At 41.3% G+C, this 24,353-nt stretch carries 19 protein-coding genes; all 19 read right to left on the bottom strand.

The genetic code is table 11. The features are described 5' to 3' along the window. Positions 1–13: 13 nt before the first annotated feature. Positions 14–2,230 carry a bifunctional (p)ppGpp synthetase/guanosine-3',5'-bis(diphosphate) 3'-pyrophosphohydrolase gene (locus tag EKB01_RS05985; RefSeq protein WP_061426858.1) on the bottom strand — a complete coding sequence of 739 codons (2,217 nt, stop codon included), beginning with the start codon at positions 2,228–2,230 and terminating at the stop codon, positions 14–16. 138 nt (positions 2,231–2,368) lie between these two features. Further along, complete coding sequence (gene ugpC / locus EKB01_RS05980; RefSeq protein WP_084945372.1) at positions 2,369–3,499, bottom strand: sn-glycerol-3-phosphate ABC transporter ATP-binding protein UgpC; 1,131 nt, start codon at positions 3,497–3,499, stop codon at positions 2,369–2,371. 114 nt (positions 3,500–3,613) lie between these two features. After that, positions 3,614–4,483 (bottom strand): PucR family transcriptional regulator, encoded by an 870-nt coding sequence (locus EKB01_RS05975; RefSeq protein ID WP_084917805.1) that lies wholly within the window; start codon positions 4,481–4,483, stop codon positions 3,614–3,616. A gap of 3 nt (positions 4,484–4,486) precedes the next feature. After that, positions 4,487–4,873 (bottom strand): Mini-ribonuclease 3, encoded by a 387-nt coding sequence (locus EKB01_RS05970; protein ID WP_070535742.1) that lies wholly within the window; start codon positions 4,871–4,873, stop codon positions 4,487–4,489. Next, positions 4,866–6,209 carry a cysteine--tRNA ligase gene (gene cysS / locus EKB01_RS05965; RefSeq protein ID WP_070535745.1) on the bottom strand — a complete coding sequence of 448 codons (1,344 nt, stop codon included), beginning with the start codon at positions 6,207–6,209 and terminating at the stop codon, positions 4,866–4,868. The genes EKB01_RS05970 and cysS overlap by 8 nt, the downstream gene beginning before the upstream one ends. 17 nt (positions 6,210–6,226) lie before the next feature. Beyond that, positions 6,227–6,748 (bottom strand): dihydrofolate reductase family protein, encoded by a 522-nt coding sequence (locus tag EKB01_RS05960; protein WP_000301981.1) that lies wholly within the window; start codon positions 6,746–6,748, stop codon positions 6,227–6,229. Positions 6,749–6,756: 8 nt separating this feature from the next. After that, positions 6,757–7,521 carry a nucleoside phosphorylase gene (locus EKB01_RS05955; protein WP_167266079.1) on the bottom strand — a complete coding sequence of 255 codons (765 nt, stop codon included), beginning with the start codon at positions 7,519–7,521 and terminating at the stop codon, positions 6,757–6,759. A 4-nt stretch (positions 7,522–7,525) separates the two neighbouring features. Continuing rightward, entirely contained in the window at positions 7,526–8,392 is an 867-nt protein-coding gene (locus tag EKB01_RS05950) for a GNAT family N-acetyltransferase (RefSeq protein WP_167266076.1), read from the bottom strand. 11 nt (positions 8,393–8,403) lie between these two features. Beyond that, the gene (cysE, locus tag EKB01_RS05945; protein WP_167266073.1) at positions 8,404–9,021 is read right to left on the bottom strand and encodes a serine O-acetyltransferase; all 618 of its coding nucleotides are present in this window, start codon (positions 9,019–9,021) and stop codon (positions 8,404–8,406) included. A 14-nt stretch (positions 9,022–9,035) separates the two neighbouring features. After that, on the bottom strand, positions 9,036–11,249 hold the full coding sequence (gene pnp / locus EKB01_RS05940) for a polyribonucleotide nucleotidyltransferase (RefSeq protein WP_167266071.1): 2,214 nt from the start codon (positions 11,247–11,249) through the stop codon (positions 9,036–9,038). Between the two features lie 677 nt (positions 11,250–11,926). Continuing rightward, positions 11,927–12,793 carry a methylenetetrahydrofolate reductase [NAD(P)H] gene (metF, locus tag EKB01_RS05935; RefSeq protein WP_167266068.1) on the bottom strand — a complete coding sequence of 289 codons (867 nt, stop codon included), beginning with the start codon at positions 12,791–12,793 and terminating at the stop codon, positions 11,927–11,929. A 94-nt stretch (positions 12,794–12,887) separates the two neighbouring features. Next, positions 12,888–15,137 carry a 5-methyltetrahydropteroyltriglutamate--homocysteine S-methyltransferase gene (gene metE / locus EKB01_RS05930; protein ID WP_042902786.1) on the bottom strand — a complete coding sequence of 750 codons (2,250 nt, stop codon included), beginning with the start codon at positions 15,135–15,137 and terminating at the stop codon, positions 12,888–12,890. A gap of 244 nt (positions 15,138–15,381) precedes the next feature. Then, on the bottom strand, positions 15,382–15,744 hold the full coding sequence (locus EKB01_RS05925) for a TIGR02328 family protein (protein ID WP_109289703.1): 363 nt from the start codon (positions 15,742–15,744) through the stop codon (positions 15,382–15,384). After that, positions 15,728–16,132: a YbgA family protein gene (locus EKB01_RS05920; protein ID WP_109289702.1), complete on the bottom strand. Its 405-nt coding sequence runs from the start codon at positions 16,130–16,132 to the stop codon at positions 15,728–15,730. The genes EKB01_RS05925 and EKB01_RS05920 overlap by 17 nt, the downstream gene beginning before the upstream one ends. 132 nt (positions 16,133–16,264) lie before the next feature. Further along, a complete protein-coding gene (locus tag EKB01_RS05915; protein WP_109289701.1) occupies positions 16,265–19,309 on the bottom strand; it encodes a type I restriction endonuclease subunit R in 3,045 nt (1,014 codons plus the stop codon). A gap of 30 nt (positions 19,310–19,339) precedes the next feature. Beyond that, a complete protein-coding gene (locus EKB01_RS05910) occupies positions 19,340–20,554 on the bottom strand; it encodes an anticodon nuclease (RefSeq protein ID WP_109289700.1) in 1,215 nt (404 codons plus the stop codon). Next, positions 20,551–21,738 (bottom strand): restriction endonuclease subunit S, encoded by a 1,188-nt coding sequence (locus tag EKB01_RS05905; protein WP_109289699.1) that lies wholly within the window; start codon positions 21,736–21,738, stop codon positions 20,551–20,553. Before EKB01_RS05905 ends, EKB01_RS05910 begins: the two co-directional genes overlap by 4 nt. Continuing rightward, positions 21,738–22,742: a virulence RhuM family protein gene (locus tag EKB01_RS05900; protein ID WP_109289698.1), complete on the bottom strand. Its 1,005-nt coding sequence runs from the start codon at positions 22,740–22,742 to the stop codon at positions 21,738–21,740. Before EKB01_RS05900 ends, EKB01_RS05905 begins: the two co-directional genes overlap by 1 nt. After that, on the bottom strand, positions 22,735–24,303 hold the full coding sequence (locus EKB01_RS05895) for a type I restriction-modification system subunit M (RefSeq protein WP_033583435.1): 1,569 nt from the start codon (positions 24,301–24,303) through the stop codon (positions 22,735–22,737). The genes EKB01_RS05900 and EKB01_RS05895 overlap by 8 nt, the downstream gene beginning before the upstream one ends. Positions 24,304–24,353: the final 50 nt, after the last annotated feature.

Here is a 24,353-nt window from a genome sequence, read left to right as displayed (position 1 = left end):
AGAGCTAGGAGAATTAGCCGTTGGTCCGTTTGACAGAGTAAACCTCTGGCACACTCTTAATCTTGTCCACGACTGTGGTCAGTGTAGAGAGGTTGGAAATACCAAAGGAGACATGGATATTAGCAAATTTCATATCCTTGGTTGGTTGAGCATTAACGGTTGAAATATTCTTAGTTGTGTTGGAGAGAACTTGCAGAACATCATTTAAGAGCCCTGTACGGTTAAGACCATAGATATCGATGTGGGCGGTGTATTCCTTGCTTGAGAATTGATCTTCCCACTCCACATCAAGGAGACGTTGCTCATAGTTTTCTTGGGCACGGAGATTCATACAGTCCACACGGTGAATAGCTACACCTCGTCCCTTAGTAATGTAGCCGACAATGTCGTCACCCGGAACTGGATTACAACACTTGGCAATACGAACGAGGAGTCCTGAAGCACCTTCAATGACCACACCACCCTCATGCTTAACCTTGAGGGTTTCTTTGTTCTCGACTTTAACTTCGCCACCTTTGACAAGCTCTTCTGCTTCCGCCTTGGCCTTGGCACGCTCTTCCTCACGGCGTTCCTTTTCGGTCAAACGGTTAAAGACGGTAATAGCGCCAATTTCTCCAAAACCAATGGCTGCGTAGAGAGCCTCCTCTGTCTTGTAGCTGGTCTTTTGAAGAACCTCGTCCATATGACGCTTGTCCATAAACTTATTGGCTACATAGCCGTTTTCTTGGAACTGGGCCATCAACATTTCACGGCCCTTGTTAACGGATAATTCCTTGTCTTGATTTTTAAAGAACTGACGAATCTTGTTGCGTGCCTTGCTAGTCTTGACCATGTTGAGCCAGTCACGACTCGGACCAAAGGAGTTGGGGTTGGTGATAATTTCAACCTGATCCCCTGTCTTGAGTTTGGTTGTCAGTGGAACCATACGGCCATTGACCTTGGCACCAGTCGCTTTTTCACCGACTTTGGTGTGGATTTCATAGGCAAAGTCAATCGGTCCTGAATCTTTTGGAAGGGAGCGAACCGCACCATCAGGAGTAAAGACGTAAATCTCCTCTGCCAGATAGTTTTCTTTAACAGAGTCCACAAATTCCTTGGCATCATCAGCCTGGTCTTGGAGCTCCATCATCTCCTTGATCCAGTTCATCCCAATAGCAGATTCCTTGCTGTTGACCTGCCCTTTAATGCCTTTCTTATATGCCCAGTGAGCTGCTACCCCGTACTCAGCCACTTCGTGCATTTCCTTGGTCCGAATCTGGAATTCAATCGGCCCTTTTGGTCCATAAACAGTTGTATGGATAGACTGGTAACCGTTGGCCTTGCGATTGGCGATATAGTCTTTGAAGCGGCCTGGCATAGGTTTCCAAAGTTCATGCACATAACCCAGCATGGCATATACATCACTCTGAGTATCTAAGATACAGCGGATGGCAATTAGGTCATAAATTTCCTCAAAGCGTTTCTTCTTATCCTGCATCTTGCGGTAGATCGAATAGATATGCTTAGGACGACCATAGATTTTCCCTTTGAGATTGCGTTCGGAAGTGTACTCCTCTAACTTTGTCACGACTTCATCGACCAAAGCCTCTCGCTCTCTGCGTTTTTCCTTCATCATGTGAGTGATCTTGTAAAACTCAGTTGGATTGAGGTAACGGAAAGATAGATCTTCCAACTCCCACTTGACACTGGAAATCCCTAGACGATGAGCAAGTGGTGCATAAATTTCCATGGTTTCTCTGGAGATACGCTCTTGCTTGTCCTTTCGCAGGTGTTTGAGAGTCCGCATATTGTGCAAACGGTCCGATAATTTAACCAAGATAACACGGATATCCTCAGACATGGCCATAAGCATCTTGCGGTGATTTTCCGCCAATTGTTCCTCGAGTGATTTGTACTCAACCTTACCAAGCTTGGTCACCCCGTCAACGATAATCCGAACATCATGACCGAACTCTCTCTCCAGATCATCCAGTGTCGCATCTGTGTCTTCAACCACGTCATGCAAAAAACCACAGGCAACCGTTACGGCATCCAGCTTGAGCTTAGCCAGAATGCCTGCTACCTGAATAGGATGGATAATATAGGGCTCACCTGATTTCCGAAACTGCCCACTATGACAATCAACTGCGTAAATCAATGCTTTTTGTACAAAAGCAACGTCTTCCTTTGTTAAATATTCTCTCGTTAAAGCGACTACCTGATCGCCCGTCAAATTCACTTCTTTCGGCATCTATACTCTCCAATTCTTCCTACCATTTTATCACTTTTTTAAGGATATGAAAACTAGAAAAGCCTGTTTTTATGCCAATACCAATCATTAAAAAAACACTGCCAGTTTTCTCGAGCAGTGTTTTGACATTTCATTTGCTTAGTAGACTGTTTTTTCAGTTTCTACGTCAAAGAAGTGTGCTTTGTTCAAGTCAAATCCAAGTTCAACTGTTGCGCCTGTTTGCAAGTAGTCACGAGCATCCACTTTGGCAACAAATTCGTCTTTACCAACTTGGCAGTAAAGGTGAGATTCTGAACCAAGCAATTCTGATACAGAGATAGTAGCTTTGACAACTGATTCTGGGAATGTTTCAAGGAAAGCAGGTTCTGCATTCACATCTTCTGGACGAATACCGAAGATCAATTCTTTTCCTTCATAGCCTTTGTCACGAAGAACTTTCAATGCTCCTTCTGGAACTTTCAAGCGGAAACCGTCAGAAACAATGTCGCTACCAACCAATTTCACGTTGATGAAGTTCATAGCTGGGCTTCCAATGAATCCTGCAACGAACTTGTTAACTGGATTTTTGTAAACTTCTTGAGGGGTACCGATTTGTTCTACACGTCCGATAGTACCTGTACCAGCAGGGTTCTTAGTTGCTGACATGATAACGATACGGTCAGCAAGTGTCATCGCTTCTGTTTGGTCGTGCGTTACGTAGATGGTTGTAGCACCGATACGACGGTGGATCTTCGCAATTTCAGCACGCATAGATACACGAAGTTTGGCATCCAAGTTTGACAAAGGTTCGTCCATCAAGAATACTTTTGCATCACGGACAATCGCACGACCCATGGCAACACGTTGACGTTGACCACCAGAAAGGTCAGCAGGTTTACGATCCAAGAACTCTTTCAAGCCAAGGATTGCTGCTGCTTCTTGAACACGTTTGTCGATGTCTTCCTTGCTGTATTTACGCAATTTCAAACCGAAAGCCATGTTGTCATATACAGTCATGTGTGGGTAAAGAGCGTAGTTTTGGAATACCATGGCGATGTCACGGTCTTTTGGAGCTACGTCGTTGACAACCACGCCATCGATAGATGCCGTACCTTCTGTAATGTCTTCAAGACCAGCAATCATACGAAGAGTTGTTGATTTACCACATCCTGAAGGACCTACGAAAACGATAAATTCTTTGTCTTTGATGTCCAAGTTGAAATCTTCAACTGAGTAGTGTTCGCTGTTTGGATATTTTTTGTAAATGTTTTTAAGATTTAATTCTACCATGGAAGGTGAACTCCTTTTATTTTTTGATAGTTTCATTATAAATGAAAACGCTTTACATTTCTATGGCAAGGTGACCAAAAAAATAAAAAAGTTCTGTGCAACTTGCACAAAACTTTAGAGAATATCTGGTAAAATCAACTGATAACACAAGGTAAGATCCGTTAACTCCTTCAACTGAAGTCCTGTTAACTCTTCCCATTTATCAATCTTATATTGGAGAGAATTGCGGTGCAGATAGAGTTGCTGGGCTGTTTTAGTCAGAACAGCACTGTTTTCCCAAAGAGAAAGAATGATTTCCTGAATCTGATCCTGATCCAAAATCATCTGGTGCAGGCATTCTTTAATGACTCTCGAGTCCACTAGCCTTTCTCCCATACTCCACAGATAGAGCTGTGAAAAGGTGTGTACACCTTGGTGACCTTGGCGCCACCAAGTCTTAAACAAATCTCGCTCCGCTTTGATCAAGTCTGATAGGGCTTGAGAGCCTGTCTGAAACCACACCTGCCCCAACATGATAGACAGACGAAGGTCAAAGTCATACTCAACCGCTTCAATCGTATCAGATAAGATTGAGCGAACAGAGGTGTACTTATCTTGTTGAAGCACAAATACATAATCCTGAGCCCCGACCTGCAATACTGTCTGGCAGTTGGGAAAAAGAGTCCGCATCATGTCTAGCCAAGAGGATAGATTTTCCTGTTGGAAATAGGAAAGATGGCAATAAACCAGCTGAATCTTTTTGAAAGTTTGTGGTGCCTGCCCCTTCCCCTCAATCAGATAGGGATACCAAGGATTGAGCGAACGAGCCTGCTCTTGCTGGGTCAAAAGGGCAACCAGCTGCTTTTCACGCTCGCTGAGCCCAGCTTCCTCCAGTAAAATCCACTGCTTAGAAGCTAAAGGGAGAGTGAGATAGCCCGGTTTCTCTACTGGCTGATCTGAAATCTGAGCTTCAGGAAACCAGTCTTGTAATTCCTTTGCAATCATATTCTAGCCCTCCACTTTTTGGATGCACCAAGAAATTATGGTCTCTAGACGCTCCAGATTTTCAGTCAGATGGAGATAGCCCATGACTGCTTCAAAACCTGTAGACATGCGGTAAGTCACCACATCAGCATTTTTAGCCTTTGTGTGGCTATTGGTATTGCGACCACGTTTATAGATTTCTTCTTCTTTTTCCGTCAGGACTTGCTCCTCCAACATGAGGGCAATCAAGCGAGCCTGAGCCTTGGCTGAGACATACTTAGTCGCCTCTTGGTGGAGTTTGTTGGGTTTGGTCATGCCTTTACGGATGAGATGGCGACGGATATACATGGAGTAAACTGCATCTCCTTCAAAAGCTAGCGCAATCCCGTTAATGAGATTGACATCAATCACGAGTCCACCTCACTCCATCCTTGGTATCAAGGAGCTTAATTCCTTGAGTCGCTAATTGGTCACGGATTTGGTCTGCTGTCGCAAAGTCACGATTGGCACGCGCTTCTTGACGTTTTTGGATCAAAGCTTCAATCTCTGCATCCAAAACTTCCTCAACAAAGACAATCCCAAAGACCTCCAACATATCCGCAAGAGCTTCCTTAACACTTGCATCATAGTTTCCTGAGTTGATCCATTTGGCCATTTCAAAGACAACTGTGATACCGTTGGCGGAGTTGAAATCCTCATCCATAGCGGCAACAAACTTGTCTTTAAAAGCTTGTAACTCTTGGGTATCCACGTTTCCTGTAAATGGTTGTTCGTAAGTGTTCTTCAGATATTTGAGATTAGTTTCGGCGTCTCGCACTGCTTTTTCGGTAAAGTTGATAGGCTTACGGTAATGCTGAGTCGCAAAGAAGAAACGCAACACTTGCCCATCGAGGGTTTTGAGGGCATCGTGTACGGTTATAAAGTTGCCCAAGGACTTAGACATCTTAACATTGTCGATATTGACAAAGCCATTGTGCATCCAGTAGTTAGCAAAAGTCTTGCCTGTTTTTGCTTCTGACTGGGCAATTTCGTTGGTATGGTGAGGAAACTCCAAATCAGCTCCACCACCGTGGATATCAATGGTATCTCCCAAAATCTCTGTCGACATGACTGAACATTCAATATGCCAACCCGGACGACCAGGTCCCCAAGGGCTATCCCAGGAAATCTCGCCTGGCTTTGCAGCTTTCCAAAGGGCAAAGTCTACAGGATTTTCCTTGCGAGCCGTTTCTTCATCGGTACGACCTGAAGCACCCAGCTCCAAATCTTCCAAGGTTTTATTGGCCAATTTAGCATAGTTGTGAGATTTTTCCACGCGGAAGTAAACATCTCCTTGACTCTCGTAAGCATAACCTTTTTCAATCAAGACTTCCACAAAACGAATGATGTCCGCCATAAACTCCACCACACGCGGATGGCGAGTCGCAGGTTTCACGCCCAAAGCTGTCACATCCTCACGAAAGGCAGCGATGTACTTGTCCGCAACCTCCAGAGGCGTGATACCTTCTTCCTTGGCACGGTTGATAATCTTATCGTCTACATCTGTAAAGTTGGAAATATAGGCAACTTCGTAGCCACGGTATTCGAAATAACGACGAATGGTATCAAAAGCCACCGTCGAACGGGCATTCCCTACGTGAATATAGTTGTATACCGTTGGCCCACAGACATACATGCGAACCTTTCCTTCTTCGATTGGGACAAATTCTCGCAAATCACGAGACATGGTGTCGTAAATTTTAATCATGCGGTCCACTCCCTTCTCTATTTCTGACTTTTTCGGCTGAAAACCAGCTCTGCAAAAGGGCCAAATTGTCTGAGGCTATCCAGTTGGTAAAAGCGCTGCCCTTCCTCTTGGGTAAAGAGGGGAACCCCCTTTCCTAGGATAAGGGGCGCTATCTGAATAATGAGGTGATCGAAAAGATCCGCATCCAAAAGCGGTCCCACCAAGGAATTACCACCAATCACAAAGACATTTTTGCCTTTGTCAATCTGGCGAACAAAGTCCACCACATCCCCAGCTACTGGCTGGTAATTGCTGACAGGCAGATGCCTATCATGCGTAAAGACATAATTTTCCGTAGCTTGATAAAAACTTTCTACATCTTGTAAATCTTGGATTTCCTCAAAGGTCCGCTTGCCCATGATGGTGATATCCATTTGTCTGTAAAAGTCATCATAGCCTGTATCCTCTACAGAACCAAGCTGATGCAGCCAGTCTATCCTGTGCTGGCTGTCTGCCAAGTAGCCATCCATGGTGATACAGCCGTAAAAATATACTGCCATTCTTGTAGTTACCTTTCTAGTTCCTTTGCTATTGTCAAAGCAATAGTAAAAAAAGTCATGGCATCAGCTGTCCGCTCTTCATGGCGGGCATCCCAGGTTCGGTTATGATGATCCACATAGTCAGCTGTGTAGAAGAACTGATAGACTTTACTCTTGCGAAATTGACTCCAAGCCATGATAGCTGAAGCTTCCATGTCTACCACTTTGGCTCCAGCAGCCAAGCGACGCTTGACCTTATCAGGCGTTTCTCGATAAAAGGCATCAGTCGTCCAAGACTTGGTGCGGATATGCTCGATATTGTGCTTGTCAAAGATGGCTTCCAGCTCGACCAGTAGAGACTCGTCATAGGCTACTTCATCACCCGGTGGGGCATAGTGATAGCTAGTCCCTTCATCTCGCAATGCGGCCGCAGGTAGGATGATCTTATCAGCCTGAATAGACTGATCTAGAACTCCGCAAGAACCAAAAACAATAAAGTTCTTAAATCCTCTTGCTTTGAGTTCTTCTAAGAGTCCAACAACCATTGGGGCTCCAATCGTAGCTATAGCAACGGCTACCTTACTCCCATCTTTTTCATAGATATACCATGGAAATCTACCATTTAGATTGGTTAGATAGCCACCTTCGTAAACATCTACAAACTGCTTTACTCGTTCAACGATTTCTCCATTAAAAGATAAAATAATCGTGTCACAGATTTCTCCACCATCACGAATACTTCGATCAGTTGGTTCGATAACAGCAGGTACATTTTCGAATTCTTCTAATAGCATTTTTCTACTCTTTCTCATTCAAATAAACTACCTGTGTCTGTTTGACAAAGCCGATTTTTTCATACAAGCGCTTGGCACCTACGTTGCTGTCCTCTACTGCAATCTGAAATTCCTTATCATTTTGCTCAATCAGTTGGTTGACTAGGGATTTTGCTAAATAGCTTCCGTAGCCTTTGCCACGTTCAAGTTCTGATATTGCTAAACCGTAGAAGTAATTCGTATTAGTTGATAAATCTACCGTGCAAGTCCCAATAACCTGACCGTCTTTTAATAAAATATATAGGCGACTTTCTGAATCCTTCAGAGCTTCAGCGACATATCTATCCACAACTTCTCTCGATTCATGTTCCTCTGAAAATGCCTGAAATTTTAACTGGCTAATTTGCTCCTGATACGAACTATCTGCTAACAAAACTTCAAGATTAGAAACAGTTACTAACTGATAAGGTCTTCTATCCTTACCTAACCAGGTTTCTGTCTCTTCATCCTCGACCAATCCCCAGTTGCTGACAAAATCAGGATGACCCTCTAGAAAAATACGTTCTGTCTGAAAAGTAACTGAACGAATAGGGAAAGAAGCCGTTTCTTTCTCAAAACTAGTAAACAATGCACGCGCAATTCCCTGACGGCGATGATTGGGATGAACCAGTATCGTCACTTCCACATCTTGGTCATCAGCATAGACAGTTAATAAACCAACAAGTTCGCCTTTTTCATAATAAAGGAAAAAGGCGGGCATGTTTGGGTCAAAATTAAGCATGTTAGAGAGATAGGGATCACGGTAGGTACCGTCATAGTTTTGGCAACAGTTAATTAGTTTTTTCGCCTCAGATAACTCCTCTTGGCTTAACTTGTTTCTTGCTTGAATCATATAGGAATCCTCTACAAACCAGACGACCTGTGACTGGCTTCTTTAGCCTGCTCGAGTTTATTGACGTAGTACTCCCGTTTTTCTTCGACTTCGTGGATAGTCGGCTCATCCTTCTGTCCATGAACTCGGACAATTTTAGCAGGAATTCCGACAACCGTCACATCACTAGGAACATCTGCCACAACAACTGCTGCAGCACCGACCTTAGCATTTTCGCCGATTTCCACTGGTCCAATAACTTGGGCATGAGCCGATATGAGGGCTCCCTTGCGAACGGTCGGATGGCGTTTCCCACAGTCTTTTCCAGTTCCCCCAAGAGTTACTCCGTGATAGAGAAGAACGCCCTTCTCAACAATCGCTGTCTCTCCAATCACCAAGCCAGAACCATGGTCGATAAAGACACCTGATTCTATCTGAGCACCTGGATGGATCTCAATCTGAGTCCAAAAGCGCCAAAACTGACTGTGCATACGAGCTAGAAGTTTAAAGCCGTGCTTCCAGAGAAAATGTGAGAGACGGTGGGCAGCCAAGGCCTTGACACCTGGATAGGTCAGTAGAACCTCCAAAGTGGTGCGCGCCGCTGGATCATTTTCTTTTACGATATCAATGGTTTCGCGCCACCATCCCATACATTTCTCCTTTCTTATTCTGAATCTTTTGGTTTATGTGTAAATTCTTTCTTCGGTTTGTGGTCCTTGTGATGACGTGGACGGTGAGGACGTTCAGACTTTTCACCTTTTTCATCACGCTCAGGTTTTGGTGGACGAGGAAGAAGAGCTTTCATAGAAGCATCAACACGTCCTTTTTCATCAATCTTGATAACTTTGACATCGACTTCGTCTCCAATAGCCACCAAGTCTTCGACATTATTAGTACGCGTCCAAGCCATTTCCGAAATGTGAACGAGGGCATCTGTCTTGTCAAAGAGGTTAACAAAGGCACCGAATTTCTCGATACGAACAACCTTGGCATGGTAAACTTCATCTACTTTAGCCTCACGAACCAAGCCAGCAATGATTTCTTTGGCACGGTTAATGGCATCTTGGTCACTAGAGTAGATAGATACATTTCCTTCTTCGTCGATATCAATCTTAACGCCTGTTTCAGCGATAATCTTGTCAATCGTTTCTCCACCTTTACCGATGACAATCTTGATCTTATCCACATCAATCTTGATGGTATCAATCTTCGGAGCAGTTGGAGCCAATTCTGGACGAACTTCTGGAATCGTTTCTTCAATCACATCAAGGATTTCAAAACGCGCTTTCTTAGCTTGAGCAAGAGCTTCTGTCAAGATTTCTGCAGTAATCCCTTGGATCTTGATATCCATTTGAAGGGCTGTAATCCCCTCACGAGTACCTGCTACCTTAAAGTCCATGTCTCCAAAGTGGTCTTCCAAACCTTGGATATCTGTCAATACAGTGTAGTTATTTCCATCAGAGATGAGACCCATGGCAATACCAGCTACTGGCGCCTTGATTGGCACACCACCAGCCATAAGGGCAAGAGTTCCCGCACAGATAGAAGCCTGAGATGAAGAACCATTTGATTCCAAGACTTCTGCTACCAGACGGATAGCGTATGGGAATTCTTCCAAACTTGGCAAGACTTGAGCAAGGGCACGCTCACCAAGAGCACCGTGACCGATTTCACGACGACCTGGTGCACCGTAACGACCTGTTTCCCCTACAGAGTATTGAGGGAAGTTATAATGGTGCATAAAGCGTTTCTTGTACTCTGGAGCCAAACCATCGATGATTTGAGTTTCCCCCATTGGGGCTAAGGTCAAGACTGAAAGGGCTTGAGTTTGCCCACGAGTGAAGAGACCTGAACCGTGTACGCGAGGAAGGAAGTCAACAACCGCATCCAATGGACGGATTTCATCGACCTTACGGCCGTCAGGACGAACCTTGTCTTCTGTAATCAAACGACGCACTTCTGCGTGTTCCATTTGTTCCAAGATTTCAGCCACATCACGCATGATACGATCAAATTCTTCGTGGTCTGCATATTTTTCTTCGTAAACAGCAGTCACTTGGTCTTTAACTGCTTGAGTAGCAGCTTCACGAGCCAATTTTTCTTCTACTTGAACCGCTTTTTGGAGGTCACTATTGTAGGCTGCGATGATTTCAGCTTGCAAGTCCGCATCCACATGAAGCAATTCCACTTCTGCTTTTTCCTTACCAACAGCAGCAACGATTTCTTCTTGGAAGGCAATCAATTCTTTAACAGCTTCGTGCCCTTTGAGAAGGGCTTCCAACATGATTTCTTCTGACAATTCTTTGGCACCAGACTCAACCATGTTGATGGCGTGCTTGGTACCAGCTACTGTCAATTCAAGAAGCGAACGCTCTGCCTGTTCTTGAGTAGGGTTGATGATGATTTGGCCGTCGACATAACCCACTTGTACCCCAGCGATTGGTCCGTCAAATGGAATATCTGAAATAGACAAGGCCAATGATGAACCAAACATGGCTGCCATTGGTGCAGATGCATTTTCATCATAAGAAAGAACTGTGTTGATGACTTGCACTTCGTTACGGAAACCTTCCGCAAACATCGGACGGATTGGACGGTCGATCAAACGCGCTGTCAAGGTCGCATCAGTAGAAGGACGTCCTTCACGTTTCATAAAGCCACCAGGAAACTTCCCAGCCGCATACATTTTTTCTTCGTAGTTAACTTGAAGTGGGAAGAAATCCCCAGTTGCCATTTTCTTAGACATAACGGCCGCAGTCAAGACAGTTGACTCACCGTAACGCACGACAACAGAGCCATTTGCTTGCTTAGCAACCTGGCCAGTCTCTACGATTAACTCACGACCCGCAAAAGTCGTTTGAAATACTTGTTTTGTCATTTTAATCCCCTTTGGATTGATGAAATTATACGCCTTGCCTACAAAGATCAAGATACTAAGCCGTTAAGCAACTCAAAGGAAAATAGGAAATCGAACGACGGAGCGACTGCTCCTAGGTAGATTTATCTTTTTCCACAGAGTTGTAGGCGTGTTCAATTAATCAAGATATTTTGGACGGTTCGGTTTGCCGAACATTTCTATAGAAAAATAGGAAGGTGACGCCACACTCGATGAGTGCTAGGAAGCTTATCTTTTTTCCTAAGAAATGAGACCAAAATTCATTTAAGTAGTTTTTTGATATTTCACTGAAACAGTGCAGACGGGAGGTAAAATTATCCAGTGGATGATTTTAGAAATCCGGTGGAATTTCATCCCTTATTTTTTAGCCTGAAGTCTAAAAAATTCCGTCCTAGAAAATAACAGAGTTATTCTCTAGGATACTACTATAGCTTGAAATATCTTTTAAATACTCACTCCGTTCGTGTTTTTTGAGACACCTATTATCATATTTTGTTTAAAAAATAATCCACTTTAAACAAACTTCTACAACCTAAATACCCTCATCTTTGTATCAAGTACGTACAGAGTCTATTTTATCATATTTTTCTTAAAAAGTGCGGGCTTTTCTATTAAAAAGGAACCATTCCCCTCACCTGAGAAGAATGGTTTGCTTTTTATTATCCTAAAGACTGATGATTAAACAAGGCATGGGTTGCTTGGTGGATGTATTTTGCTGTTTCAGCATTGTTCATGGTGTAGAGATGCACACCTGCGACATCCTGCGTTACCAAGTCCACGATCTGATCCACGGCATAGGCAAGTCCTGCTGCTCTGAGCGACTCAGGGTCATGCTCATACTTGTCTAAGATGGCCTTAAATTTACGTGGAAGATGGATATTCTCACAAGTCTTCAAGAGACGAAGTGCTTGATTACGGTTCAGAATGGGCATGATACCTGCATGAATAGGAACATCAATCCCTGCCAAGGTACACTTATCTTGGAAATCGTAGAAGCGCTCATTGTCAAAGAAAAGTTGCGTTACAAGGCTTGAACAACCTGCATCCACTTTCTTCTTGAGATTTTGAATATCCGAGATTTGGTTTGGAGAGTCAGGATGCCCCTCTGGGTAGCAAGCGCCAATAATATCAAAGTGAGGGGCTTGTTCCTTGATGAACTCGATCAAATCCGTTGCGTAGCGGAAATCCTTTTGTGGTTCCACATCAGGGATAATATCCCCACGCAAGGCCAAGATTTTCTGTACCCCAACCTTATCCAAGTCTGCAATGGTTTCAGCAACCTTTTCCTTGGTCAGATAGATAGCTGGCAAGTGGGCAATGGTTGGAATCGTCAAGTCATTCTGGATAAAGTCAGCCAAACGAACCGTTGTTTCCTTGATATTAAATTTATTATTGCTAGCGGTCACACTGATAAAGTGCGGTGTCAGCTCCCGCATATCCTGCAAGGCTGAAATAATATTATCATTACCCACAGCTGGGTTTGGAGGGAACACTTCAAATGAAAGTGACGGCGTTTGGCGTGACATATTCATTATCCTTTTCTTTTTGATTTCATGATTGCTAAGCCGGCTTGGGCCAAGCAGTTCCTTGATCAGTCAGGGTCAAGAGAGAAATCTTATCTTATAATTTCTCACGCGCAGCTTTTGCTGCTTCGACAAGGCGGATCAAGCTTTCTTTTGTTTCTGGAATACCACGTGTTTTCAAACCACAGTCAGGGTTGATCCAAACTTTCTTGCTTGGTACTTTGGCAAGAATAGCATCGATTGTGTGGTCGATTTCGCCTTCATTTGGCACACGAGGAGAGTGGATATCGTAAACCCCAGGTCCCACTTCTGTTTGGAAGTTTTTCGCTTTGAGTTCGTCCAAGATTTCAAGGTTTGAACGGCTTGCTTCAAAGGAAATAACGTCCGCATCCATATTGTCGATAGCTGGGATAATATCTGTAAATTCTGAGTAACACATGTGAGTGTGGATTTGTGTGTCTGGCGCTACTGTAGAGTGTACCAAGCGGAAGGCTGGAATAGCCCAGTCAAGGTAGTCTTCGTACCAGTCGCTACGACGGAGTGGCAATTTCTCACGGAGAGCAGCCTCGTCGATTTGGATGATTTTCACACCTGCAGCTTCAAGGTCAAGAACTTCATCCTTGATGGCAAGAGCGATTTGAAGAGTAGAATCCTTGATAGAGATGTCTTCACGTGGGAATGACCAGTTAAGGATGGTAACCGGTCCAGTCAACATACCCTTAACAGGTTTGTCAGTACGACTTTGTGCGTAGCTAGACCATTTCACAGTGATTGGGTTGAGACGAGTGACATCACCCCAGATGATTGGTGGTTTCACCCCACGCATACCGTAAGATTGTACCCAACCATTCTTAGAGAAGAGGTAACCTGATAAGTTTTGACCGAAGTACTCAACCATGTCGTTACGCTCAAACTCACCGTGTACAAGCACGTCAAATCCAACTTCTTCTTGCCATTTGATCCATTCGTCGATAGTTTCAGCAAGGAAAGCGTCGTACTCTTCTTGTGACAATTCACCCTTACGGAAGGCCAAACGTTTCGCACGAACTTCTTTTGTTTGAGGGAATGAACCGATGGTTGTTGTTGGAAGAGCTGGAAGTTTAAAGGCTTTTTCTTGGATAGCTTCACGCTCTGCAAAGGCTGGCAAACGAGTGTAGTCTGCGTCAGTCAACCCAGCGATGCGCGCACGAAGTTCTGCATTTTCACCCACACGCTCAGCCGCAAAGAGTTCTTTGTTAGCTTCCAGTGCTTCTGCACCTTGACCGTTGCGGATAGCATCCAAGTCACGGATTTCATCCAATTTTTCAACTGCAAATGCAAAGTGGTTCAAGATAGCTGGTTCAAATTCTTCATTAGCAGTTGTAAATGGCACATGAAGAAGTGAGCATGAGCTAGTCAAAACGATGTTTTCAGCTGGGATTTGTTCAAGAATCGCCAAGCTCTTTTCATAGTTGTTACGCCAGATGTTTTTACCATTGACAATACCTGCATAGAGAGTCTTGTCAGCTGGGAAGCCACCTTTAACGAGTTCAAGAGTTTTCTTACCTTCAACGAAGTCAAGACCGATGGCATCTACTGGCAATTTCACAAGGTCAGCATAAACGTCACGAACGTCTCCGAAGTAAGTTTGAAGCAAGACTTCAAGACCTTTTTTGTCAGCCAAAAGCTTGTTGTAGAGGTTCAAGAAGAGAGCTTTTTCTTCAGCTGTCAAGTCTTTGACAAGAGCCGCTTCGTCGAGTTGGATGCGAGTTGCACCAAGCTCCGCCAATTTAGCAAAAACTTCTTGGTAAGCAGCTACTAAGCTGTCTACGAAGTCTTCTGCTTTCACGCCTTCTTCAAAGTCTGACAATTGAAGGAAAGTGAATGGACCTACAAGAACAGGACGAGTGTTCAATCCAAGTTCTTTGGCTTCTTGGAACTCATCAAAAATCTTGTGACCAGCCAATTTTACTTGAGTGTCTTTTTCAAATTTAGGCACGATGTAGTGGTAGTTGGTGTTGAACCATTTCTTCATCGGAAGGGCACGAACATCCCCTTTTTCACCTTGGTAACCACGCGCCAAAGCAAAGTAACGCTCAAGGTCTGACAATTCCAAGTTTTGAACAGAAGCTGGCACCACGTTGAAGAGGAAAGCCGCGTCTAGGAAGTTGTCATAGTGAGAAAAGTCGTTTGATGGGATTTCAGTGATGCCTTTTTCTTTGACAATGTTCCAGTGTTTAGCACGCAATTCTTTAGCCACAGCCAAGAGTTCTTCTTCTGAGATTTCTTTTCTAAAGTATTTTTCAGTTGTAAATTTTAATTCGCGGAATTCGCCCAAACGAGGGAAACCGATGATCGTAGTTGACATGATGTGTCCTCCAAAATTTGTTGTTGAAACTATCTTAACAGAAAAGAAACTGTCTGTATAATTGTAAATAATTAGGCTTTGATATAGTTTGAAACTATATCACTTTTTTGAACAAGAGAAAAAGACTTGAGACCAGTGTCTCAAATCCTTTGTATTGCTTGTTTTATTGCTGTATTTTAGTTAGAATGCTCAAACGAGCTATTGACGATTCTCATCAGTGACTATGGCATGCTATTAGAAAAGACTATAGGTTGATCCCCTTCTCTCGGAGATTAGCCAGGCACTCCTCATAGTATCCTGCATCATGCTCACTGTAGACGGGATTGTCCAACTTCTCCTCAGGCAAGTCTTCATAGGGAGGGCAAATTTTGCCACGGTAGTCCTTATCCAGCCACTCTGGACTGACATTGTAGCCACGGTCAGCCATCTCCTTCATGATCAAGCGATGATAGGCATAGAGATGATAGGGCGAGTGGGTAAAGACATAGTTAACCGTCGCATGCTTTCTCCCCCAGCCATTGCCACGCAGGGCGCAGCACTCTCGATGTTGCCCCAAAAGTTGAGGACGGGGAAGTTGTGAAATCAAAGCCTCATGCCAAAGTCTCATGGGAGTCTCCTTTCAGTAAAGTCGAATGTTGCAAGTAGGTATTGGGATAGCGTTCAAGCAAGTATCGAGTCTTAGCAATCAAGTCTTCCTTAGAAGCCTGACCAAAGCGGTAGCGATCCAGTAAGAGCATATAGTCCTTACGCTCGGCATCTGTCGCTTTCTTTTTGAAATAGCCCCAAACATGCTGGAAGGCATTGCAAACCTGACCCTTGTGTTCTGGGATTTGACAGGCACGGTCAATCATCTCTTGAACCAGACTCAGCTCCACCTGTTCATTCTTCAAATATTGACGAATCTCATTGTAAATATTGCTAGAATGGCTCAAAACGAGGTATTTATTTCTAGCCCAGAGTTGTTGGCACTGGGATTTTTGATTAGTTTGTTCCATCTTTCTCCTTGTTTTCTATCCGTTTCCAGGAAATATGGAAACAAAGTTGTATTTAAAAAATGAGTGAATTATAAGCGAATCAATATTTTTTGTAGCTCCTGATTTTTCTAATAAATCGTGTTCGACAACCCCTTAAATACCTGAATAAGTCTCTACTAACAACTGAATCTTACGTAAAACTTCTTGCTTTTTCCGTTCACGCGCTCCCTGTCTACGAGAAGTTGGTGGAATAATCGAATCCAAATCAGTCCCACTATTTTCAGCATAACCTCGTTGAATTGATTTGTCGATAAACAATTGATAGTCATCTACAAGTTTCTCAGCCTCAGCTAGGTCTTGAATCGCGATTTTCTTGCGCTCCTTGCCATATTCGTAGAAAGCATGGATAATCCCATCATGGTCTTTCAATTTTTGCAAATCGGTGTCATTGATAAATCCAATAACCAACTCTTCTTTGGCACGGATATCAATACTAGAACGAATCACACGACTAACTTCTGCTTTCATTACTTCTTTAGACTCAGAATTCTTCGATTTTTCAACAATCAATGCCAAGATATAGTCTAGGTTAATCTCATCAGTTTTTAGTAACTCAATTTCAAATTCGACATCTGAAAGGTCAACATCCAAATCCTTAGTCTTTTCATAGTTTTTAAGATTCAAAAATTCATCTCGAATTTCCACATAGGCACTTCTTAAATCTTGAAGATAACCTTCAGAAATAGGTTTGTCGATTTCTTGGAATTCGTCATAATTTCGAAGAACATTATCAAGTTTCAATAACTCACCAAATAACTTAACAAACTCTTTTTTATCGTGCTCTGTTTCAATCTCTTGCGGATTTGGGAATTTTTCCAGAATTTCCTGACAAACCGCAGTATATCCTTTGACCTCGATACCCGTTACCTGATCGACAAAACCATCCATGTATTCACTAAAGCTTTTTTCTAAGATGATTTCAAGCTTATTTGTGTCTCCAAAAGTCTTAATAGCTTCTTGCGTAGCCTTTTCTAAATCACGAAAACAAACAATATTTCCAAAAGGTTTAACCCTATTAAAAATTCGATTGGTTCTCGAGAATGCCTGAATCAATCCATGATAACGAAGGTTTTTATCGACAAAGAGAGTATTCATGGTCGGAGCATCAAATCCTGTCAAGAACATACCCACTACAATCAGTAAATCCACTTCCTTGGACTTAACTCGTTTAGAAAGGTCACGATAGTAATTTTGAAACTCTTTACCATCTGTCGAAAAGTTCGTCTTGAACATTTGATTATAGTCGTAGATTGCCTTAGCCAGAAACTCTTTAGAAGATAGAGACATAGCTGTATCTTGAGGGTCTAGCTCTTCGTCTTGAATTTCCCCATAAGCTGACTGTTCTTCGTTAGGTGCAAAGCTAAAAATGGTTGCAACTTTTAAGCGTTTAGCTTCTGGTAAAGCTGCTTGTTGTCGCTGGATTTCTTCATAGTATAATTTTGCTGCTTCAATACTTTGTACAGCCAGCATGGCATTAAATCCAAACAGTTGTTTTTGCTTATGAGTATAATGTTGATTTCGATGCGTTTTGTCATTATAAACTCTCAACAGGTACTCTGTGATGGTTGCTATCCGTTCTGGATGCAAAAGGAGTTCCTTCTCCATCTTTTTGAGTTTCTTCTCATCAAGCTCTTGACCAACTGCTTTTTCTGCTTCTCTATATTTATTGATTTCAGGCTTGATATAGTTATAGTCAACCTTGAACTTCAATACTTTTTTATCTCGAATAGCATCTGTGATAACGTAATTATGAAGTTGTTCTCCAAAAACTTCCTGGGTCGTTTCACCCGTTAAGCTATTTTCTGGGAAAATCGGTGTTCCTGTAAATCCATACAAAGCATACTGTTTAAAGGCCTTCTTAATCCGCTTCTGCGCCTTCCCAAACTGCGAACGATGACACTCATCAAAAATCAAGACACATTTTTTAGCATAGACTTCATGATTTGGATTTGCTGTTATAAACTTGTTTAACTTTTGAATGGTTGTGACAACGATTCGATCATCATTTTCTTCGATACTTCGTTGGAGTTCTTTGGTATTGTTGCTACCATTGACTGAATTTGGCTGGAATTTTTGATACTCCTTCATGGTCTGATAGTCAAGGTCTTTTCTATCAACGACGAATATCACTTTGTCAATGTAGTCCAACTCTGTTGCCAAGCGTGCAGTCTTAAAGCTGGTCAAGGTTTTCCCCGACCCTGTCGTATGCCAGATATAGCCACAAGCATTGATAGAGCCAAAGTTCTTCATTTCATTGGAAGAATGAATCTTGCGCAAGATACTCTCAGTTGCTGCTATCTGATATGGGCGCATGATGAGCAAGGTATTATCAGCATCAAAAACACAATACTTGGTCAAAACTTCTAAGAGGACTCGCTTACTTAAGAAAGTGACAGTAAAGTCCTCGAGGTCATGAATTGTTTTATTTTTGCGGTCCGCCCACTCACAGGTGAACTCATAATGATTTTTATTTTGAGCTGTCGTATTTGCAAAGTAGCGTGTATAAGTGCCATTGGAAATCACAAAAATCTGAATATATTTGTATAAAGAATTTTCACTATTGAAACTTTCCTTACTATATCTATGAATTTGTTCAAAAGCTTCTTTAAGACTAACCCCTCGTCTCTTCAATTCAATCTGAACTAACGGCAGACCATTCACTAAAATAGTCACATCATAACGGTTGGTATGACTGCCCACTTGGGTCACCTGGTTGATGACCTGCATGCTGTTGTTATGAATGTTTTTCTTATCAAGGATGAAAATATTTTTAATTTGCCCATCATCAAAGACAAAATCATAGATATGATTTTCTTGGATTTTTCGTGTTTTTTCAACTAACCCTTCATTGGGACAGTCTAAATACTCCATTACAAAGCGATTCCACTCAACATCCGAAAAAGTCACCTTATTAAGTTTTTCTATTTGCACCTTGGCATTGGCTAAGAGTTCGGCAGGCGTATGAATATCTAGTCGCTCATAGTTTAGGCTATTAACCAGATCAGATATCAGCTGATTTTCCAAGTCTGCCTCAGACTGATATTCTCTATCTGTGCGATACTCTGGTTGATACTCAGCCAAGAGAATCCCTTCATTTGTTTCCGCAATTACTTCATGTATTTTTGAATAATCAACCATATCATGCTTCCTCGGTATTCTTTGTATATTCTAGTGCAAATGACTAATATCTTTATTGAAATAGTATTTCTCAATAAACTTCTTGTAGATCACTTTAAATTGTTCTTTATCATCTTCTGTAATATCGGGAAACTCTTCAACCGATTGTTTATCATGACTAAATAAATTTAAGTATCTTCTATGAACCTTATCTCTTTCACTTTCAGGTATAATTTCTTCCCACGATTTATATCCTAAAAAAGTAGAAGTTTTTTCAAAAAGTGATCTTAATAAATTATAGTGATATTTTTCTAATTGATTCACTTTAATAGCTTCATCTATTATATCTATAACCTTCAAGTGGTAAGCAAACGGAGAATCAGAGGTCTCTTTCAAATGATAGGTTTCATCACCAGTAGTCAAATCCAACTTGTGTTCAAGTACAAATCTACTACATGAATCACCTTTTAATTCATTAAATAACACGTTAAAAAATAGTGGATGATGAGTTGTGATAATAAATTTTAAACCACTAGATTCATGAACGGTTTCAGTCGTTTTTTCAAACTTACTTTCCTTTATTAAACTAGCTAAATCAACAGCCATTTCAATTATTTTTCTGTCATCTAAAGAGGAAACAGGATCATCTATAAAAATATACTTTAAATTTGGGAAAGAGTCCTGAGCATTCTTACTTTGAATAACTTCATTCAGAAAAGTATAGAAAATACTCCAGATAAAACTATTTTCTTCTCCTTTAGAAATTTTTATATTATTCTCTGTAATTCTTTCATCTTCACCATGTTCATTTTTGGCAGTATAGGTTTTTGAAAATTTAACTGTCCTAAAGTTGTCTTGGAAATTTGGTGAAATAATTTGCTGTTTACTTCTTAAATCATTACCTTCAGGGAAAATTCCAAGGTAATCTTGAAATAAATCAATTATCTCATTTTCCTTTCCCTGATCTTCAAGAATATACTTCAAAAATGTTGATTCCAGATTTATATTTAATTTTCTATCCCAATCGTCTTGCAAATCATTATCCCAAGAAAATAAATCTTCTGTAAATGCATTAAAATAAAAAATTTTCTTTTCGTCTATCCCCTTATTCTGAAGTTGACCAAGTTCATCGCCATCCAATTTTTCCTTAACAGCCATAGATAGTCTAGTTTTTCCACTTCCATTAAAAGCATATAGAAGGGAACTCTTTGATTTTTTTGAAATAAGATTATCCGCAAGGCTTTCCAATGTTTCGAATTCTGTCATAGTATACTGTCACCTTTTTTATTAAAATTGAACATCATTTTTCTCCAATATTCATATTGTTTTTGACGCAGTTCAATCTCCTTAGGCAATCCGATGTTTAGGTCATTACAAACCTTGTCAAAGTTGTCTAGAACTTGAACAATACGAGATTGGATTTCGAGAGAAGGGACTGGAATTTTCAATGATGAAAATGTAGATAAATTAAGATTATCCTGTGCACTACCATAACTCTTATTTGCAAGATAATCTTTTATTGAATTTAAGTAATAGTAAACATATTCTGTAATGGCAAATTTTGGATTTGCAACAAACCCTATAATACTATCAGGGAAACAAGCATCAAATCCTAATAATCCAGTTTCCGCTATATTAGCAGCAATTGTGATACACAATGTTCCCTTTTCCCACTGCTTACTTTGTTGCAATCCAAAAGCACTATAAGTTTGAGAATAGTTTTCAATCCATTTACCAGCCTCTCTTATATCTCCCGTCTGTATGAACGGTATATCGCCACCATATAATCTTGCATCATTTCTAGGCCTATGTTTCGATTTCCCTCGACCAAAATCTTTTGCTACTTCTTCTAGAGTCTTCCACTCAACCTGATAGAACTCATCCTCAAATGATAAAAGCTTATCTCGATAATAAGAATATTGCTTTTTACGTGAGGTCAATTCTGAGGTCAATTCTGAGGTCAATTCTGTAACATAATCAGTCATTTTGTCAAGTGTTTGCACTATTTTTTCTTGGATTTTTCTAGGAGGGATAGGGATTAATAATCCCTCTAAAGATGATTTATTTAAGGCTGGTATGCCATCAAACGTGCATAAGTTTTCAATTTCTTTGGAACTATTCTTTAAATAAAAATATAAAAATCTAGGTAGTAATACTTCCTCATCTTTAGCTGTCGCAGAATAATTCAAATTTCCTCTAAAATACTTACCTTCATTCCAAGAAACATAACCAACACCTGCTCCTCGTGAAGTTATTCCAATAGGATCATTTTGTGTGTTAAAAATATTGATATAACCTAACGGTTCTTTTCCACTATTAATTACCGGGAAATTCCCTAAATTATTTTGAATAAAAGTCTTATTTATATTTTTTCCTGCCTTTACTTCACACACTTCCCCCAACTCTTTCCACTCAACGGGACAGTTTTGGATTTCTTCTAGGATGTTCATCACTTACCTCCTTCCTTGGCTAGATTTTCAATGCTTTTAATTTCTTTGAGGTAATCTTTTTCAACTTGACTAAGGGTTTTGGCTTGGTAGCTCTTATATTCCTTATCTACCTTCTGCTTCATCTGTTCACGAGAGATCGAACCACTGTTATCCAGTAAGTCTTCTCCAGTAGCCTGAAGGATACGATCTACATGTGTCGCCCAGTCCGCCATAGTCATGACTTCTTCTCGCTCTGCCTGTCTTTCAGCAAAGTCTAGATATCCTGATACAAGCTGATTGAGTCCACGGAGTTCCTTTTCTGTCAGATAGTTCTTGGCAACTTTTGCTTCAGATAGGGTAGGGAGGTCGCCCTTAAAAGTGGTCAAGCCCATAAACTCCTTTTCACTATCAACACGATTGTAGATGAGTTCGCTCGCAGTATTGTGGTGAATAGCATAATGCATCTTGTTTTGTACTGTCGCAAAGAATTTCTTTGCCTCTGGTGAGTTTGCATTGTAGTCACTTGATGTAGCAAAGAGATCCAAAACCTGACGGTAAAAGACTTTTTCACTCGAGCGAATGTCTCGGATTCTTTCAAGGAGTTCTTTAAAATAAGAGCCTCCACCCAAGTTTTTCAAGCGCTCATCATCCATAGCGAAGCCCTTGATCAGATACTCTTTCAAGACTGTCGAAGCATAATGTCTGAACTGGATTCCACGAAGAGAACGCACACGATAGCCAATTGCCAAAATCATATCGAGATTATAGTAGGCGACTTTTTTTGACTGAGTTTTACCTGCTATTGCACCGTGACGAGTGGTTGTCAACTGATAGTTGACAACCACTGTTTCATCCAATTCACCATCTTCAAAGATAGCCTTGATATGTTTACTAATGTTTTGCTTGGAAGTCTGAAAAAGCTCAGCTAGTTCTTGTTGGGTCAGCCAGACCGTTCCATTATCCAAGTGGAGTTCAATAGCGGACTCCCCGTCATCAGTTCTATAGAGAATCACATCATTAGTCATGGCTCAATTCCTCTACAATCTTATCTATCTCTACACGCAAGTGGTCAATCTTGGCAACAGTCTCAGCGATTTCTTTATTGAGCACATCTATATCAATCTTCTCACGTGTGTCTTCTTGTTCGACATAAGTTGACACAGATAGATTGTAATCCTGCTCTGAACCAATCACATCATTATCAACAAGAGCTGCTTTATAGTCTACACTTTGATAATTAGCGAACAATTCAACAATATGCTCAATATTGCTATCTGTTAAAACATTGTTATTGGTCTCTTTTTTGAACTCTTTACTCGCATCAATAAAGAGTGTTTTATTTTCAAGTTTATTCTTCGCCAGAACTAAAATCGTAGTTGCGATAGAAGTGCCAAAGAAGAGATTATCTGGAAGGGCAATGACTGCTTCAACAAAGTTGTTATCTACCAGATACTGACGAATGGTCTTTTCAGCACCTCCACGATAGAAAATGCCTGGGAAACAAACAATTGCTGCCCTACCTTTATTAGACAAGTGGTTGAGACTATGCATGATAAAGGCAAAGTCAGCTTTTGACTTAGGAGCTAGTTTCCCTGCTGGAGCAAAACGGTCATCGTTTATCAGAGTTGGATCTCCATCTCCCACCCATTTAACAGAATACGGAGGGTTAGAAACGATAGCATCAAAAGGCTTTTCTTCCAGATGCTGAGGATTTAAAAGGGTATCTCCTCGCTTAATATCAAAGTTATTGTAGTTGATATTGTGTAGGAACATATTCATACGAGCCAAGTTGTAGTTGGTCATATTGATTTCCTGACCAAAGAAACCATCCTCCAAGATATGGTCTTCGTATTGTTTTTTCATTTGAAGAAGGAGAGAGCCTGAACCACATGTTGGGTCATAGACCTTGTTAATCTTGTTTTTTCCGACCATGACTAGTCGAGCTAACAGTTTAGATACTGTCTGTGGTGTGAAAAATTCACCCCCACTTTTTCCTGCATTACTAGCATAGTTTGAAATCAAGAACTCATAGGCATCACCAAAGGCATCAATGTCATTTTCCTCAAAATTGCCAAAGTTAATACTATTGATACCATTAAGAATGTCAGAAAGGCGTTTATTTTTTTCTGGAACAGTTCCACCAAGGATATTGCTTCGTGTGTCCAAGTTATCAAACAAACCTTTGATATCGTCCTCTGATTTGAACCCAATCGCTGACTTCTCAATGTCTTGGAAAATATTAGCTAAGTCTTCGTTTAGATTTTCATTTTGCGAGGCGTTCTTGACGACATTTTCAAATAATTGACTTGGAAGGATAAAGAACCCCTTATCCTCAACTGTCCCTGGTTTGAAATCTTGCTCAGCTTCTTGGTCACTTAAGTCAACATAACGGAATTCTAAATCACCAGCTTCGTGCTCAGCACGGTCAAAATAGTCTGCCATATGCTCTGAAATAAAGCGATAGAATAGGATACCTAGGATATACTGCTTAAAATCCCAACCATCTACAGCTCCACGTACATCGTCCGCAATCGCCCAAATTTTACGATGCAGCTCCTTGCGTTCTGCATTTTCTTTACTTGCCATTTTTACTTTCCTTAATTAATGTATTATCTTTTCTATTTTATCATATTTTC

This window comes from Streptococcus sp. CCUG 71758 (assembly GCF_011714815.1).
Classification (GTDB): Bacteria; Bacillota; Bacilli; order Lactobacillales; family Streptococcaceae; genus Streptococcus; species Streptococcus halitosis.
Note: the sequence above shows the minus strand (reverse complement) of the source record. Positions and strands in the feature narration are given on the sequence as shown.

Coding starts and splice junctions, on each gene's coding strand:
- EKB01_RS05925 (WP_109289703.1), bottom strand. CDS start 15,744: ATGAGACTTTGGCATGAGGCTTTGATTTCACAACTTCCCCGTCCTCAA.
- pnp (WP_167266071.1), bottom strand. CDS start 11,249: ATGACAAAACAAGTATTTCAAACGACTTTTGCGGGTCGTGAGTTAATC.
- EKB01_RS05920 (WP_109289702.1), bottom strand. CDS start 16,132: ATGGAACAAACTAATCAAAAATCCCAGTGCCAACAACTCTGGGCTAGA.
- EKB01_RS05910 (WP_109289700.1), bottom strand. CDS start 20,554: ATGACAGAATTCGAAACATTGGAAAGCCTTGCGGATAATCTTATTTCA.
- EKB01_RS05960 (WP_000301981.1), bottom strand. CDS start 6,748: ATGGCAGTATATTTTTACGGCTGTATCACCATGGATGGCTACTTGGCA.
- metF (WP_167266068.1), bottom strand. CDS start 12,793: ATGTCACGCCAAACGCCGTCACTTTCATTTGAAGTGTTCCCTCCAAAC.
- EKB01_RS05955 (WP_167266079.1), bottom strand. CDS start 7,521: ATGCTATTAGAAGAATTCGAAAATGTACCTGCTGTTATCGAACCAACT.
- EKB01_RS05900 (WP_109289698.1), bottom strand. CDS start 22,742: ATGACTAATGATGTGATTCTCTATAGAACTGATGACGGGGAGTCCGCT.
- cysE (WP_167266073.1), bottom strand. CDS start 9,021: ATGGGATGGTGGCGCGAAACCATTGATATCGTAAAAGAAAATGATCCA.
- EKB01_RS05915 (WP_109289701.1), bottom strand. CDS start 19,309: ATGGTTGATTATTCAAAAATACATGAAGTAATTGCGGAAACAAATGAA.
- metE (WP_042902786.1), bottom strand. CDS start 15,137: ATGTCAACTACGATCATCGGTTTCCCTCGTTTGGGCGAATTCCGCGAA.
- EKB01_RS05895 (WP_033583435.1), bottom strand. CDS start 24,303: ATGGCAAGTAAAGAAAATGCAGAACGCAAGGAGCTGCATCGTAAAATT.
- cysS (WP_070535745.1), bottom strand. CDS start 6,209: ATGATTAAAATTTACGACACCATGTCTCGTGATTTGCGAGAATTTGTC.
- EKB01_RS05950 (WP_167266076.1), bottom strand. CDS start 8,392: ATGATTCAAGCAAGAAACAAGTTAAGCCAAGAGGAGTTATCTGAGGCG.
- ugpC (WP_084945372.1), bottom strand. CDS start 3,499: ATGGTAGAATTAAATCTTAAAAACATTTACAAAAAATATCCAAACAGC.
- EKB01_RS05905 (WP_109289699.1), bottom strand. CDS start 21,738: ATGAACATCCTAGAAGAAATCCAAAACTGTCCCGTTGAGTGGAAAGAG.
- EKB01_RS05975 (WP_084917805.1), bottom strand. CDS start 4,483: ATGATTGCAAAGGAATTACAAGACTGGTTTCCTGAAGCTCAGATTTCA.
- EKB01_RS05985 (WP_061426858.1), bottom strand. CDS start 2,230: ATGCCGAAAGAAGTGAATTTGACGGGCGATCAGGTAGTCGCTTTAACG.